This window comes from Pseudohalioglobus lutimaris, from assembly GCF_002866825.1.
GTDB classification, from domain to species: Bacteria; Pseudomonadota; Gammaproteobacteria; order Pseudomonadales; family Halieaceae; genus Halioglobus; species Halioglobus lutimaris.
In genome coordinates this window covers 90,010-105,682 of the sequence record NZ_PKUS01000008.1, presented here as the reverse complement: position 1 = coordinate 105,682, position 15,673 = coordinate 90,010, and the positions used below count along the sequence as shown (strand labels likewise).

The 15,673-nt window shown below is 57.0% G+C and carries 15 protein-coding genes; 8 read left to right on the top strand and 7 right to left on the bottom strand.

The annotated features are described in order from the left end of the window. Positions 1–256: 256 nt before the first annotated feature. From C0039_RS08835 to C0039_RS08820, 4 genes are all read right to left on the bottom strand, one after another. Positions 257–1,126, bottom strand: a complete 870-nt coding sequence (locus tag C0039_RS08835) for an alpha/beta fold hydrolase (RefSeq protein ID WP_101517870.1) — start codon at positions 1,124–1,126, stop codon at positions 257–259. Next, positions 1,119–2,675 (bottom strand): class I adenylate-forming enzyme family protein, encoded by a 1,557-nt coding sequence (locus tag C0039_RS08830; protein WP_101517869.1) that lies wholly within the window; start codon positions 2,673–2,675, stop codon positions 1,119–1,121. Before C0039_RS08830 ends, C0039_RS08835 begins: the two co-directional genes overlap by 8 nt. A 90-nt stretch (positions 2,676–2,765) precedes the next feature. Then, complete coding sequence (locus tag C0039_RS08825; protein ID WP_075999933.1) at positions 2,766–5,039, bottom strand: TonB-dependent receptor; 2,274 nt, start codon at positions 5,037–5,039, stop codon at positions 2,766–2,768. Positions 5,040–5,196: 157 nt separating this feature from the next. Next, positions 5,197–6,636 carry a sodium:solute symporter family transporter gene (locus C0039_RS08820; protein ID WP_101517868.1) on the bottom strand — a complete coding sequence of 480 codons (1,440 nt, stop codon included), beginning with the start codon at positions 6,634–6,636 and terminating at the stop codon, positions 5,197–5,199. Positions 6,637–6,741: 105 nt separating this feature from the next. Here C0039_RS08820 and C0039_RS08815 point away from each other — a divergent pair, with 105 nt between their 5' ends. After that, the gene (locus C0039_RS08815; protein ID WP_101517867.1) at positions 6,742–7,398 is read left to right on the top strand and encodes a TetR/AcrR family transcriptional regulator; all 657 of its coding nucleotides are present in this window, start codon (positions 6,742–6,744) and stop codon (positions 7,396–7,398) included. Positions 7,399–7,404: 6 nt separating this feature from the next. Here C0039_RS08815 and C0039_RS08810 read toward each other — a convergent pair whose 3' ends face one another. Beyond that, positions 7,405–7,752 carry a hypothetical protein gene (locus C0039_RS08810; RefSeq protein ID WP_076002218.1) on the bottom strand — a complete coding sequence of 116 codons (348 nt, stop codon included), beginning with the start codon at positions 7,750–7,752 and terminating at the stop codon, positions 7,405–7,407. Between the two features lie 207 nt (positions 7,753–7,959). On the opposite strand from C0039_RS08810, the gene C0039_RS08805 reads away from it, so the two are divergent. The 7 genes from C0039_RS08805 to glk all read left to right on the top strand — a co-directional run bounded on the left by C0039_RS08805 (position 7,960) and on the right by glk (position 13,533). Then, complete coding sequence (locus tag C0039_RS08805) at positions 7,960–8,412, top strand: ExbD/TolR family protein (protein WP_232334933.1); 453 nt, start codon at positions 7,960–7,962, stop codon at positions 8,410–8,412. A 79-nt stretch (positions 8,413–8,491) separates the two neighbouring features. After that, positions 8,492–8,755 (top strand): DUF3012 domain-containing protein, encoded by a 264-nt coding sequence (locus C0039_RS08800; protein WP_075999930.1) that lies wholly within the window; start codon positions 8,492–8,494, stop codon positions 8,753–8,755. A 19-nt stretch (positions 8,756–8,774) separates the two neighbouring features. Next, on the top strand, positions 8,775–9,575 hold the full coding sequence (locus C0039_RS08795; RefSeq protein ID WP_232334932.1) for a transporter substrate-binding domain-containing protein: 801 nt from the start codon (positions 8,775–8,777) through the stop codon (positions 9,573–9,575). 76 nt (positions 9,576–9,651) lie between these two features. Next, the gene (gene glpQ / locus C0039_RS08790; RefSeq protein ID WP_101517866.1) at positions 9,652–10,602 is read left to right on the top strand and encodes a glycerophosphodiester phosphodiesterase; all 951 of its coding nucleotides are present in this window, start codon (positions 9,652–9,654) and stop codon (positions 10,600–10,602) included. After that, a complete protein-coding gene (locus tag C0039_RS08785) occupies positions 10,599–10,991 on the top strand; it encodes an MmcQ/YjbR family DNA-binding protein (protein WP_101517865.1) in 393 nt (130 codons plus the stop codon). Before glpQ ends, C0039_RS08785 begins: the two co-directional genes overlap by 4 nt. Positions 10,992–11,125: 134 nt before the next feature. Continuing rightward, entirely contained in the window at positions 11,126–12,574 is a 1,449-nt protein-coding gene (pyk, locus tag C0039_RS08780; protein ID WP_075999926.1) for a pyruvate kinase, read from the top strand. Beyond that, positions 12,571–13,533, top strand: coding sequence for a glucokinase (glk, locus tag C0039_RS08775; RefSeq protein WP_101517864.1), 963 nt, complete (start codon positions 12,571–12,573; stop codon positions 13,531–13,533). Before pyk ends, glk begins: the two co-directional genes overlap by 4 nt. Here glk and C0039_RS08770 read toward each other — a convergent pair. Both C0039_RS08770 and C0039_RS08765 read right to left on the bottom strand, forming a co-directional pair. Next, a complete protein-coding gene (locus C0039_RS08770) occupies positions 13,521–14,912 on the bottom strand; it encodes a histidine kinase dimerization/phospho-acceptor domain-containing protein (RefSeq protein WP_075999924.1) in 1,392 nt (463 codons plus the stop codon). The two genes, glk and C0039_RS08770, sit on opposite strands and share 13 nt — an antisense overlap. Continuing rightward, the gene (locus tag C0039_RS08765; protein WP_165787073.1) at positions 14,909–15,565 is read right to left on the bottom strand and encodes a response regulator; all 657 of its coding nucleotides are present in this window, start codon (positions 15,563–15,565) and stop codon (positions 14,909–14,911) included. The genes C0039_RS08770 and C0039_RS08765 overlap by 4 nt, the downstream gene beginning before the upstream one ends. Positions 15,566–15,673 lie beyond the last annotated feature (108 nt).

The following is a 15,673-nucleotide window of genomic DNA, read 5'->3' as shown; positions in this document are numbered from 1 at the left end:
ATAAAAACCGACTTTTTCACCGGTCAGGGCGGTAGAAACAGCATAGTCCAGACAACTCCGATCCAGCCCTCACCCTCCTGATGTCGAACGGGCCAGGTGCACAGCATGGGGCGTTGAGGCAGCGATGCGCCGGCCGGGGCGGACATTCGAGAGGCTTCTCACGGCAGGCTGCGGTCAGCGATCTTGGTAACACCCGTTTTCACGGGAGTACTAACAATATGAACCAGCCCGGGTAGGCTGCAGGGTCAGCAGCGAGTCAACACAAGGATTTCAGGAAATCGTCTATAGCCACGCGCGCAGCAGCCTCGTTCAGGGTGGGCGCATGGCCACGACCGGGCACCTCGAAATAGCGCAAGCCGGAGTGCTTTTCGCTCATGGTTTTTACGCAGTCCAACGCTAGAATATCTGAGTTTTCCCCACGTATAACCAGCATGGGAATACTCGAACAGGCTTCGAACACCGGCCACAGGTCCGGTGGTACGGCAGCTGACTCCTCATCCTCCATCGGCTGTGAGATAGCAGGGTCATAAGCCAGCACTGGCACACCGCCCTCATCGCGATAGATACCCCGGGTAAAATCCTCCCACTCTGCATCGCTGAAATCAGGGAAGGCAATCGCGTTGATTTCCTTTGCCTGCACAATGGCTTCCGGCCAACTGCTCACCGGTCTGGATTTGCCCACGTAGTTCTTGATGCGGTCCAGCCCGGTCTGGTCGACCTCCGGGCCGATGTCATTGATTATCATGCCGCGGACGCGCGCCGGCTGCATGGCCGCCATGATAAAGGACATCAGACCGCCCATGGACGTACCGCAAAGTATTACCTGGTCGATGTTGAGGTCCGCCAGCAGGGTAAACATGTCCTGCACATAGGTCGCCGGTGTGTAGTTGGCGACATGGGCATCATACTCGGAGAGGCCCCGACCGCGGTTGTCCACGGCAACCACCCGATAGCGCTCGCTCAAGTGGTCTGCGAGATGGGCAAAGTCTGCGGAGTTGCGAGTGAGACCGTGCATACACAGCACAGTTTGCGGGTTGGCATTGGCCTCATCCCTGCAGGGATAGTCCCTGGCGTAGAGGCGCAGGCCATCGCCACTCAGGTAATAGTGATCACTATAGTTAGCCATACTCCCTCTCCCGATATTCAACGCGCAGCTCGCGCTTGAGTATCTTGCCATTGGGATTACGCGGCAGCTCCGGTCGCAGAATGACCTCTGCAAGTCGCTGTTGTTTTCCCAGGCGACTGTTAGCCCATTCGAGAATGGCTGCACAGTCGACATCAGTGTTTTTCGGGACGACCAGGGCTACCGGCGTCTCTCCCCAGCGTTTACTGGGCAGACCGATCACCGCCACATCATCAATTTCGGGATGCTCAAACAGCACCGCCTCGATGTCCTGCGGATAGATATTCTGCCCACCGGACAGGATCATGTCTTTCTTGCGGTCGACGATGTAAAGGAAACCCTGTTCATCAATATAGCCGATATCCCCGGAGCGCAGCCACTGCACGCCGTCGCCATCAATGAACTGGGCCTCCAGCGTGGCCTCTTCCCTGCCCCAGTAGCCGGGCATGGAGATGCGCCCGCGGGAAACAATCTCACCGGACTGGTTCGCTCCCAGTACCTCATCGCTGTCACTGACGATGCAGATATCGGTGCCAATCAACGGTTTGCCCACGCTGGACCAGCGCCCATCGGCGTCTTCGGGCTCAAGAGTCGTAATGATGCCCTCGGTGAGTCCATAGAGCTCGATCACCCCGCTGGGGAACAAGGTGAAAATATCCTGCTTGAGGCTTTCATGCAGCGGCGACCCACAGCTCATCATCGCCTGCATGCTGCTGACATCGCCGCCCTCTGCTTTCAATGTTTCGATCACCCGTTGGAACTGGATAGGCACCATTGCGGTGTGGGTTATACGCTCTGCCTCGGTAGTTTGCAGAAAACCGGAGGCATCAAAGCGCGGATGTATCACCAGAGTGCCTCCAGCCAGCAGGGTACAGAGCATGGCCACCCAGGAGATGTTTGAATACAGGCCGATGGTCAGCAATGTCCGCGCAGAGCCGTTGTAGCGCAGCGCTATAGCCAGGTCATAGGCCCAGTCGCGACGACCCCGGTGAGTATGCAGGATGCCTTTGGGCAGACCCGTAGTGCCCGAACTGTAAATGATATTCAACGGACTGTTGTCGGCAATATCTATTGCCGGCAGGACCTCGGGCTGACCCGCGCACAGCGCATCGATACTGGTCCAACCTTTCTCGCCTGCGCCATCGGTCAGCAGCAGGGAGAGCGGCGACGGCAGCGTATCGCGCAGCCTGTGGATTCGACTTACCTGGTCTTCCGTGGCCACCAGCGCGACAGCCCCTGAGTCCTCAAGCATTCCCACCAGCGCCTCGTCGCTCACCGAGAGGTTGATCGGGACCGAGCAGGCACCCGCGGCCATCGTGCCGTATAGCGCCTGCACCATGGACAAGCCGTTAGACATCACTATGGCGACCCGGTCGCCAACCTGGATACCGCGCGCGGCCAAACCATGGGCGAAGCGATGGTTGCCAGCGCAGAACGCGGACCAGGAAAAGCGCTGGGTGCCACAGATCACCGCATCTTTATCGGCACGCCACTTGCCATGCAGGGCAAGAATTTCAGGCAGCAGCGGGGCGGCTGAATCAATTCTATTCACAGCTGATACCTATGATTGTGTTAGGAAAAAACGGCCGCAGGTTACCCTGCGGCCAAAAAACCGGGACACCGCAGCCCCGGGCACCCACAATCAGAAGCGGTACTCAACTGTCGCGCTCACAGTCAGCGGCGGCGCGTAGAAGATCGAGGTATTATCTTCGAGGCCCAGGGTCGATGGACAACCTCCCGAGCCAAAGCAGTAACCCGCTGTCTTGATCTCCTCGTCAGTCAGGTTTTTGCCGTGAATCCCCAGCAGCCAGGTTTCGCTGCCGCTCACCCACACCACGCTCGCGTTGATCATGTCATAGGCATCCTGGTCAAGAATGGGCGCAGGCGCCTCGAACTGGGTGATATCACCCTTGTATGACCAGTTGGCGTTAAGTGTGAGCTCACCGTTCATGGCCATGGTGTTATAGGTGAAGCCGATGTAGGCCATCTCCTCGGGGGTGTTCTGGATCTCACGCTGATCGGAAACATCCACGTCGTTGACTATCCACTCCTTGATATCAGCATCGAGGAAGCTGGCGGCCACCTGCATGCTGAAGTTTTCGGTGAACAGGAAGTTACCCTCGATCTCGATACCGGATATCTCTGCCTCACCGGCATTGGTGAGCGTGCCCACAAAATCATCATTGATGCCATCGCCATTGGTATCAATACCTACTGAACCAGGCACCTGCATGTCAGTGTATTCGGAGTAGAATACGGCGATGTTGGTGATTGCACGGCCGTCCCAGTAGACCGACTTGAAACCAATTTCGTAGGAATCCAATTGCTCCGGGTCGACGCCTTGTTCAACAGCGGGTGTGACCAGGTTTGCACCGCGCGGGTCAAACATCCCCGCCTTGAATCCCTGGCTGTAACCACCGTACACCGTTATGTCATCGGTCCACAGGTAGCTGACGTTGATGCGCGGCGAGAAGTCATAGAAGGTGCGCTCCGCTTCGTAGTCACTGGTCACCGCCAGCAGGAACGCGTCGTCGTTGCCGAAGAAGGGCGAACCGCCCGCACCCAGGTAGCTGCCGCGGAACACATCTGCACTGCGCTTGTCTTCGGTGTAACGACCACCCACGGCAACGGAAAGTTTGTCGGTGAAGTTCCAGGTCAGATCAGCAAATACAGACCAGGATTCAGTGTCCACCTGCCCGCCGGTATAAGCCGTCAATTCGCTGCCATAAGCGGCGCGCCCGAGCTGCCCAAGTACCACGTCGAAGTCGTTTGAGGCTTCTGCATCAATATAGTAAAAGCCGGTGACCAGATTCATTTTATCGCTGTTGAACAACAGCTGGAACTCCTGGCTGAACTGGTCGTTGTCGTAGATGACGGGGGCGTCGAAGTCATCCACAGCCAGGCTGTCGAAGTCGATAACCGACTCGGTGTAGTCCTCGCGGTCGGCAGTGATAGAACGGAAGGTCCAGTGGTCGCCCAGATTCCAGTCGACGCCGAGCATCCAGCCCTCAGCCTGCACCTCATTGTTGCCATTGATACCCGCGGTAGAGATATTGTCACTGGCTCCAGCGGTGGTGTCGTAGATGTCATTCAGTACCGGGGCACCGGACACTGCACCGGCGAAGGGCCGGTACCCGGCCACAGCACTGGAGTCATCCTGAGTGTCATCGTAGGAAAAGCGTACCAGGATGTTGTCGGTGGGCAGCCACTCCGCACTCAGGCGGTAGGCGAAAATATCCTTGTCATACTGATCGTCACCGGTGGTTTTGTTCTCGCCGTACCCGTCACGCTGGAAGGAAGCCACCGAGCCCCCGACGCGGAAGCTGTCGCCCAGCGGCACCGATACCGTACCCACCAGGTCAATCTGGTCATAGGAGCCATAGGTACCCTTGAGCGAGCCACTAAGCTCATCACTGAGGCGCCGGGTTACGTATTTGATGGCGCCGCCGACTGTATTGCGGCCGTACAGGGTTCCCTGCGGGCCACGCAGCACCTCGATGCGCTCCACATCATAAATATCAAGCACTGCTGCCTGCGGGCGTGCCAGGAACACGTCGTCAAGGTAAAGACCTACGCCCTGTTCATAACCGGCCAGCGGGTCCTGCTGACCCACACCGCGAATAAAAGCTGTGAGCGTGCTATTGGTGGCACGTGAAGGCTCCAGCGTCACGCTGGGAACTGACTGGGCGAGTTCGGTAATATCCGCGGCACCCCTCAGCTTCAGTGCATCCCCTGACAGGGCGGTCACCGCAATGGGCACATCCTGCAGGCTCTCCGAGCGCCGGCGTGCGGTAACAACCACTTCCTCTAACGCGAAACTGGTTTCATCACTCTGCGCTACAACAGCGGGAGAAGTGACTGCAGTAGCCATGGCAATTGCAGCAAATAGCGGCGTTCGGGCGATACTTGGTTTCATGGTGGAGACCTCTTTTCGAGTTTTATGGTGATACAAAAACGCTTTTGTTATGGACCGGTCTCCCGGAGGAGGCCATCTATTCAACGCTTGTTGAATTTGATCGAAAATCTATTCAACAACCGTTGAATTGTCAAGCCCCGTAATAAACTATTATCAATCAGGTTGCTTGAGCAGGGAGCTGGTTGCGCGTGAGCAGCAGACCCGCTATTCCAAATACCAGCGACGCGATGATGCCGTAGGTCGCTGATACTGCTGGGTTTTCTATGCCTCCAAACAAGTTGAACCAGAGGTGCAGAATAAGCCCGATCGCGGCCGAACCCATCACTACCCAGAGCGGTATGTGCCGGCGCACCAGCACCCCGAAAAGCACTGGCACCAGCGATGCTGCTGCCAGACCGTACACACCTTTCTGGGCAAACAGTCCGATCAACGGCGGCGGATTCCAGGCCAGTACCACGCCCACTACCCCCACACCCACGAGAACCCATCGTGAGAGCACGAGGCCGTCATAACGCTCGCCTGCGAGTGGGTGCACGATGTCGTTGACTACCATTGCCGAGAGCGAGACCAGGATTCCGTCCAGCGTACTCATACCCGCTGCCAGCAAGGTGATGAAAATGAACACCAACACATACTCTCCCCATAGCGAACTACCAAACTCCTGCAGCAGGTATTCGCGCACTACCGTGTCCTGAGTCTCCACCTCCAGCCCGGAGAGCCGCGCGTAAAAACCAATCATCAGCATGAGCATGAACAGCGACCCCACTACCACAGTAGTACCGATAAACTTGTTGATATCTTTCTCGCTGCGCAGGTAAAGCACCTTGGTGAGAATGTGCGGCTGCAGCATAAGCGCGAAGGTAATCACAAAACCGCTCAGGAATACGGAGAAAAAATCGAAATAAAGATTGCTGTCGGCATTATAGGCTGAGGCATATTCTTCGCCGATGCTGCGTAAAGCCCCGAAGAAATCACCGTTGAAATATTGCCACCCCTGCACGAACAGTACCGCGGTGACCAGCATCATCATGATGCCCTGCAGTGAGTTGGTATAAGCATGTGCATAGGTCCCTCCCATCAGTACGTAGGAGAAGACAAACACCAGCACGAGCACCAGGGCCGTCTTTTGGTCCACCGGAAACAGACCGGTGACCAACAAACTGCAGCCGACAAGTATCAAGACAACGAAGGTTATGGACAGCAAGTTGATAAAGGCGAAGAACAGGCTGAAGCCGCGATGGTTGTAGCGGTAGTAGATCCACTGGGGAATGGTGAGGGCAGCGCCACTCTCCCCCAAACGCAGGAACCCTCGAGTCAGTACCAGGAAAGCGGTGAGAATACCCAGGGAGCCGGCTACGCCGTAATGCAGATAGGCGGACAAACCGTGAACATATACGAAACCGGGATTGATAACGAACGTCGCCGTGGAGGAGATAGAGGCCGCCAGTGTGATACCGACAATGTAAGGGCTCATATCCTTGTTGCCGATAGCAAAGCCCTCCACAGTGCGCGTGCGGCGCATACCCAACCAGGACAACCAGTACACCAGCAGGCCGTATGCGGCCACCAATAGGTATTTGAACATTTCCGGAGTCATTTGAGCACCTGTGTTTTATACGCTTTATTTGCAGGGCAGCATATTCAACAAGCGTTGAATTTTCAACTATACTAATTTTGAACATGAATCAGTAAAGTACAGGCCATGAGCAAGAAGTCCCCCAGCCCGAAGAGCGAACGCATACTGGACGTAGCAGAAGAGCTGTTCGCTCTGCATGGTTACGATGGCGTCACCCTGCGCCAGATCGCCAATGGGGCGGGTGTGGACGTTGCCCTGGCCAGCTACCACTTCGGCAAGAAGCTCGACCTGTTTAACGCCGTTTTCCAGCGCCGGGCCGGTAAACTGAATGAGTCCCGGTTGAGTGCTCTGCGCGCCTGCCAGAAAAATGCAGGGGATCAGGGCCCCACTGTAGAACAGATAATAGAAGCGTTTTTGCGCCCACTGGAAATCGCCCAGGAAACCGGCGACCAGGGCTGGACGAACTATCTTGCGCTGATTGCCTACATCAACAACTCCCCCTATTGGGGACAAAAGATGATGTCCAAGCTGTTTGACAAACTGGTGCTGGAGTTCATCGAAGCCCTGCGCCAGGCGCTCCCGGGAGCCAGTGATGAAAATCTGTACTGGTGCTACCACAACCTGTCAGGTGCCCTCACGCTGACACTGGCCCAGACCGGCCGCATCGATAAGCTGTCGGGGGGCAAGTGCCGCTCAAGTGACTTTGAAGCAGCCTATAATCACATGATTCCTTTTACCGCCGCCGGCTTTCGCGTCGTCTGCGGTGCGACAGGGCCGCACTGAGGCCAGCTACAGTTCCGTCTCTTCCCGGAACTCCAGCTCTATCTTCTGTTGTTGCTCATAGCGACTGATAGCAGACCTGGTATTAGTGTCACGCATTCGCTGTTGAAAACGTTGCTTGCGATAATGCGCGACCAAACGGGGAAACAGCTCCGCCTCCGACTCTCCTGCAATCAGCTCCTCTATGAACGCAATGTCAATACCTATCCGATAGGCAATACGGCTGGGACGTATCTTATGGGCGTGGAACTCGGCCACGATGTGCATTTGTTCCTCACGACTATAGGCACACTCGCGTGAGTACCCGTAGGGCGGCGAGGGAGTTCGCGAGTCTTTCTTGTCAGCTGGCCGATTCATGCACTTACTTTTAGCAGCTCCACCTGCGATTGCCAAGTTGGAACACCTGCGCGCCTGGCCAAGTTCGTTGATGCCGCTACGAGTGGCAGCGGGTTTAATCTTGATGATGATCAATAATTGTCCAATTTGGCATTGGCGCAACCCTGAAGCTCTCCTATTCTTTGGAACAACTGCCTCCTAATGGCATATCAGGCAAGGGGATTGTGCATGGAAATGTGGATGGACCATACCGGTGTCGACGACCGGGGCATTCATCGGAAACGTGCGCGGCCGCCCAAGGGAGATGGCACACTTGATATTGACCTCACTCCCATGCTGGACGTGGTGATGATCATGCTGATCTTTTTCATTGTTGCCGGCTCTTTTGTCAGGGAAGTGGTTGTCGAGGTGGAGCGCAAGAATACCAGCAGCGCACAAAGCGATGAGCCCTCGAAGAACATCACAGTTCAGGTCAGCGCCAACAATGAAATCTGGATAAAGGGTCGTCGTATCGAAGAGCGCTCAGTGCGCGCCAACATCAGCCGCCTCAGGGCAGAGAACCCCAAGGCAACCGTCATCATCAAAGCCCACAATAAGTCCACCGTTGACACCGTCGCCTCGGTGCTTGATTCGTCCAGGGAAGCCGGTATCTACAACGTATCCCTGTCCACGGGAGAGTAACGGGCGGGCATTAAACTGGCGACTTACCACAACAGGTGCAATACTTGAGCACAACACCTGCTGAGGAAAAGAGTCTCCGATGAAAAAAGCACTGGTATATTCCGCGATTATTCTGCTGGCAGCCTGTAGCGCTGAGCCCGGCAGTGAAAAATGGTGCGCTGCCAAGAAGGAGCAGCCCAAGTCTGAGTGGAGCGGGTCTGACGTCGCTACCTACGCCAAACACTGCCTTATAGACGGCCTTGAGGTCGGTTCTGATGCGTGGTGCGAAGAACTGGCCGGTAAGCCCAAGGGCGAATGGACAGCCGATGAAGCCGCAAGTTACGCCAAGCACTGCGTGATGTAACCTTCCAGAGATACTCATTATGACAAAACTACTGCAACGACTCCTGCTTGGGGTCGCCTTGACCCTCGCTTGTTTTCAGGGCCATGCTGGCGAGACACTGCAACGCATTATTGACTTCAAGACACTCAAGGTAGGCATGTCCGCCGACCAGCCTCCCATGACAGCGCTGAATAAACAGGGCGGAGTGATGGGTTACGACGTGGACCTGGCCAGGGCGCTGGCTAACGCGATGCGAGTGCAACTGGATATAAAAGTCATACCTTTTGGGGAGTTGCTGGATGCACTGGACAAAGGCGAGGTAGACATGGTGATTTCAAACATGTCTATCACTCCGGAGCGCACTGAGAAGGCCTACTTTGTGGGCCCCTATATGATGGCAGGCAAGTCCATTCTCACACGCAACTCAGTACTGGCCGAAGCCCAGGACAGCGGGGCGCTGAATCGCCCTGACCTGAAGGTCACTGCGCTCAAAGGCTCCACCAGTGCGATGTTTGTAACGGAAAATCTGCCCGAAGCGCAGTTACTGGAAGTCGACAGTACAGATGACGGGGTTGCCAGTTTACTTGCAGGCAAGGTGGATGCCATGGTCGCCGATATGGCCACCTGCAAGTTGGCGGTATTGCGCAACCGGGACGCGGGGCTGGTCACCCTGAAAGAGCCGCTGACAATAGAACCGGTAGGTATCGCCATTAACGGTGATGACCCACAGTTCAAGAACCTGGTGGACAACTACCTGGGCGCATATGCAAAAACCGGCATTCTGACCAAACTACGGGAGAAGTGGTTCGAGCAGGGTGACTGGGTCAGCGCTCTGCCCTGACCCCCGCCCCCCGCTGGCAATGCCTGGCCGTGAATTACCAATACTTATACTGCCTTATAAATAAAGCGCCACTGCGATGAGCGATCCCATTGTTATTGCTCATCGCGGTGCCAGTGGCTACCTGCCCGAGCACACTCTGGAGTCCAAGGCACTCGCGCATGCCATGGGCGCCCACTATATCGAGCAGGATGTGGTGCTCAGTCGAGATGGCGTCCTGATGGTGCTGCATGACATCCATCTCGAAAGTACCACGGACGTGGAACAGCGTTTTCCCGGTCGAGCCAGAGACGACGGCCGCTTCTACGCACTTGACTTCAGTTTGCAGGAGCTACGCACACTGCGATTGCACGAGCGCAGTTATCGCGACGGGAAAGGCCTGGAACTCGCCTACTTCCCCAGGCGTTTTCCCCTGGGCCAGGGCAGCTTTCGGCTCCCCACTTTACAGGAGGAAATTGAGCTACTGAATGGCCTGGACCAAAGTCGCGGAGTGAAAACCGGCCTCTACATTGAGCTCAAGGCACCACGCTGGCACCGGGAGCAGGGTCACGACCTCCCCGCCGCAGTGCTGGACCTGCTGGAGCAGACCGGTTACGCAGACCGTCCACAACAGGTTTTCCTACAGTGCTTTGACGACCTGACTCTGCAAGCCCTGCGGAAAAAGACGTCTCTACCGCTGATTCAACTGATCGGCGAAAACGCCTGGGCCGAGGATGGCGCCGTTGACTACGACGCCATGCGTACACCCGAAGGGATAAGACGCGTGGCACAGTACGCCCAGGGAATCGGCCCATGGATTCCGCATGTCCTGGACGCGCAAATGACGCCTACGCCCCTGGTGGCGCTCGCCAGGGAGCACCAGTTATTGATGCACCCTTATACGATGCGTGCAGACCAACTACCGGGAGGTGTGCCCAGCGTCGATGCACTGCATCACGCATTGTTTATCGAGGCGGGAGTGGACGGTCTGTTTTCCGATTTTCCTGATCTGACCCGTCGTTTTCTTGATGCCAACCGGGGCCGGGAATGAACTATCAGCAAGCCAGGGCCTACCTGCTGGGCAAGCCCGAGTCGACGGAAGACTTCCCCTTTGGACCCGAGGTAGCGGTGATGAAAATTCGCAACAAGATGTTTGCGACGCTGTCCCACGGTGAGCACAGTGGACGCATGAACCTGAAGTGCGACCCCGTAGAGGCCGTGATGCTGCGCGATATTTTCCCGGCTGTGCTCCCGGGTTACCATATGAACAAGCGCCACTGGAACACCATCGAGCTTGATGGCAGCATCCCGGACAGCGAAATCGAACGCATGATCGATAGTTCTTTCGCACTGGTTGTTGCCGGTCTGCGCCTGCGCGACCGTCAGTCCCTCGAAGTCGCCCACGGCAAAGAGGCTCTGTACGGCAAGACCAGAAGCTGACATCGACAGGGCGGCTTTGTGCTGGCACTGGACGACACAAACAGGCATTATCTTGTTTTCCGCATACCTGAAGATCGGGTCAGCCGCCTGCATAACAGGGTGCGGCCACTCAACAGCAGACTCCGGATTGCAGCGTGACCCCCAAGATAAACAGACGCACCAAAATCGTCGCCACGATAGGCCCGGGAAGTGAATCAGAGGACATGATCGCCAAGCTGATCATGGCCGGTGTCAACGTGTTCCGCCTCAACTTCAGCCATGGTACCGCCGGGCAACATGCTCTGGTCGCCGCTCGCATTCGCAAACAGGCATCCATCGCCGGTGTCTATGTGGGCATACTTGCCGACCTGCAGGGCCCAAAAATACGCATAAGTTCCTTTCGTGAAGACAGCGTACATCTCGCCCAGGGAGACCGCTTTCGCCTGGACCTTGATCTTGGGGAGGGAGAGGGTGACGCCCGCGCAGTGGGCCTGGACTACAAGGACCTGTGCAGCAGCGTCTCACGCGGCGACACGCTGTTGCTTGATGATGGGCGTCTGCGCCTGCGTGTTGATGCAGCCACCGACTCGGCTGTTGACTGTACAGTGCTGATAGGCGGTAAGCTGAGCTCCCGCAAGGGCATAAACCGCCTTGGTGGTGGTCTTGCCGCCCCCGCGCTGACCAGCAAAGATATGGCGGATATAGACGACCTGAGCCGGGTGCAGCCTGACTTCGTTGCGGTGTCATTTGTCTCCTCAGCGGAGGATATTCACCAGACTCGCCGCCTGTTGGAGAACCATAATCTGCGCGCAGACATCATCGCCAAGATCGAGCGCGCGGAAGTGGTTGCGGATGAAGAAATTCTCAATGGCATCATTAACGCCTCCATGGGCGTAATGGTCGCGCGCGGCGACCTGGGGGTTGAGGTTGGCGACGCGCAGTTGATCGGCATCCAGAAGTCGCTGATTGCCAAATCCCGCACCATGGACAGGGTAGTCATCACCGCGACGCAGATGATGGAGTCGATGATAGACAACCCCATGCCCACTCGCGCCGAGGTGTTCGATGTTGCCAACGCAGTACTGGACGGCACCGACGCAGTGATGCTCTCGGCCGAGACAGCGGTAGGCAAGTATCCGGTGGAAGTCGTGAGTGCTATGTCAGAGGCCGCACTGGGCGCAGAGCGCCAGGCTGTTACGCGCACCTCTCGCTATCGCCTGGACAGGGAGTTCTCCGACGCCCAGGAAGCCATCGCCATGTCCGCGATCTATGCAGCCAATCACTACAGCAATGTGCGCGGTATCGCCTGCCTCACGGAATCGGGCAGCACACCGTTGCTGATGTCCCGTCTCAGCTCCGGGCTGCCGATCTTCGGGCTCAGCCGCAACGCCCAGACCCTGCAAAAACTTTGCCTGTGTCGAGGCGTTATCCCGCTGTTTTTCGATGCTGCGGCTTTCGAACCGAATGAGGTGGAGTCCCGAGCCATTGAGTTTCTGCTGGACGGCGGCTACCTGTTAAGGGGCGACTCTATACTACTGACCAAGGGCACAGTGATGGGTCAGTCCGGCTCCACCAATATAATGAAGATTCTGCCAGTAGTTTGAAGACGCCAGATACACGCCTGGTCGCCGACGTCGGCGGCACCAATACCCGGCTTGCGGTTTTCGATCAGGCCAAGCTCACGTTCCGCAGTGTTGCCCAATTTACCAATCGTGACTATGACTCGCTGCAGTCAATTATCGACTACTGGCTCAAAGGCCTTGAAGAGGCGGCTCCCAGGGCAGCCTGCATTGCTGTTGCGGCGCCTCCCTCAACTGAACACGTCACCATGATCAACATCGGTTGGTCGTTTTCCTGTCGAGCCCTGGCCAGGCAGTTTGGATTTCAGCACCTGACCTGTATCAACGACTTCCAGGCCAATGCTCACGCACTACCACATCTTGACGCGGATGACCTCGAGCAACTTCACGCAGGAAGTAAAGGACGGGGTGACGGGCTATGTACAGTCGGCCCGGGAACTGGACTGGGGGGAGCCAACCTGCGCTACATAAACGGCAGGCCTATCGCCTTCGCGGCTGAACCCGGTCATATGGGCCTATCGCCGGGCTCAGAGATGGAGTTTGCTATATTCGAGCTGTTACTGCGCCGCCATGGGAACATTTACGCCGAATTGCTGGTTTCTGGTAACGGCCTTGTGCTGCTGTACAGGACTATAGCCGAGCTGGCCGGTATTAGCCCGGAAAGCATGGACCCCGCCGACGTGTCCCGGCGTGGGTTAGAGGGCAGTGATGCACAATGTGTTCAGGCCCTGCAAGTTTTTTGCGCGCTGTTGGGTTCAGTATGTGGCGATTTTGTCCTGGCTAACGGCTGCTATGGCGGGCTCTACCTTGCCGGCGGTATCGTACCGAGGATGGCGACGTTCCTGCGTAGTAGCGATTTCCTGAAGCGCCTGCATGAGAAGGGCGCGATGGGGGACCACCTACAGACCATGCCTGTGTACATTATCACCGCTGATAACCCGGGGCTCATCGGCGCAGCACATGCGCCACTTCAATCAGCTTGAGGAAAGTACACCCGTGCGCAGAAGCCCCTGCCCGCATCACCAGCCCCGGTTTCCAGCCTGGCACCATGCAAGGCCGCGATGCGACTGACAATAGAAAGGCCGAGACCCGCACCGAGGCCGGCACTTCCGGGCACGCGGTAAAAGCGATCGCAGAGGCGCTCATGCTCCGCAGCCGACAGGGGCATGCAATCATTGCACACTGCCAGAATCACCTCATTTTGGCGTAGCGCCAGACTGATTTTAACGACTGGGTCGCCACTACTATAGCGAAAGGCGTTCACCAGAAGGTTGCGCATGAGTATCGCCAGAGCCTCGGAATTCCCCTGTAAAGTTGCTGGAGTCAGATCCTGGACAGAGACCTCCAGGCCCCTGTCTGCGGCCAGGTGTGCGTTCTCAGCAATCACCTCGGTGAGCAACTCATCGAACCGCACCGGGCCCGTACCAACCGGAGCATCAGGATCCACCCTGGCAAGCGTTAGCAATTGCTCTACCGTGTGACCGGCGCGATCAACCCGCTCGGTGATGCGCTGCAGCATGTTAACAGCCGGACCATCGCTCAGCTGACGCTGGCATAGCTGCACTTCTGTCTTGATAGCTGCCAGGGGCGTCAACAGTTCGTGCGCTGCGTTGGCGGTGAAGCGCTGCTCGCTCTCCATCGCCAGGGCCAGCCGCCCAAACAAGTCGTTCAAGGACGAAACTACCGCTGACAGCTCCTCAGGTACATCCTCAGTGGCTACCGGGTCAAGTAGCCCGGGCTTGCGTTGCGATATCTGCTCGGCAAGGCTACGCAAGGGCAGCAATCCACGGAACACACCCAGGTAAAGCAGGGCTATGGTCAGTGGCAGCACGATCAGCAATGGCATCAGAGCACTACCCAGCGTTCCCAGCATGTCGCGGCGTGCTGAACCCAGCTCTATACCAACCTGTATCCATAACGCCGTGGTGTCATCCCAGCGGCTCAATGTACGCCACTGGTTCGCGCCGCCGTCTAACTCCAGGTAACCCAGCCCTTCGGTCGAAGGCTGCTGGAAGCGCGGCGAGCCTTCCACCAGTGCGATCATGCTGCCGCCTTCCCAGACGTTAATCGCCGGGGCGATGCCTTCACTGTCCAACCCTTCTATCAGGATAGGCTGCAGATGCGCCTGGTCGTAATCATGCCCACTCCAGGCCTCATAGAGAGGCTGCCCCTGGGCCAACTGCCGTGCGAAAACCCTGGAGATATACGTCACCAGGTCCGCGTATTGCTCCAGCTGACGGTCTACCTGCTCCAGCAGTGCCCGACTGGAATAGAAGTATGTCACCGCTGCTGAAGCAACCCAGGCAAACAGGGTCAGGGCAAGCAAAATCCAGGTAAGTCGTTTCTGCAGTGAGACCTTCATCGTGGAATGCGGTATCCCACGCCACGCATGGTTTCAATCGCCTCGCTGCCAAAGCGTTTGCGCAGCCGGGAAATGTAGACTTCCACGGTATTGGATCCAACCTCCTCGCCCCAGCTGTAGATCCCTTCTTCCAACCGTGGTCGTGACACGAAACGCCCGGCGTTACGCAGCAGGATTTCCAATATTGCGTATTCCCGGGCGGTCAGGTCCAACTCCTCACCATCGAAGCGGACAACACGAGTCACCGGGTCAAGGGAAATACCTGCGGCCGCTATTTGCTGACTGCGCCGTTCTCCACTGCGGCGTAGCAACATGCGCACTCTGGCGAACAACTCCTCGATTTCAAAGGGCTTGGTAAGATAGTCGTCGGCACCCGAATCCAGGCCATCGACCTTGTCCTCCAGGGTTTGCCTTGCGGTAAGCACGAGCACTGGCAGGTCATGCTTGTCTGCCCGCAACTGCCTGAGAACCTGCATGCCGGGCACTCCGGGTAACCCCAGATCCAGTATCAACAAGTCATACGGTGTCGCACTGACCGTTGAACGCACCGCGTCCCCATTACGCAGCCAGTCAACAGCATACTGCTCCAGCCGCAGGGCCGCCTCTACGGACTCCCCCAGTTGCTGATCATCCTCCACCAACAATATGCGCACGCTGTTTCCCAGGCCTGCTCCACCAGACCAAAGGGTATACGTTGCCCGGGCAAGATGAAACTGCCAGAAGCCGTAAAGACAGCCGCCAGTGAGCCGCAAAATTGCCGA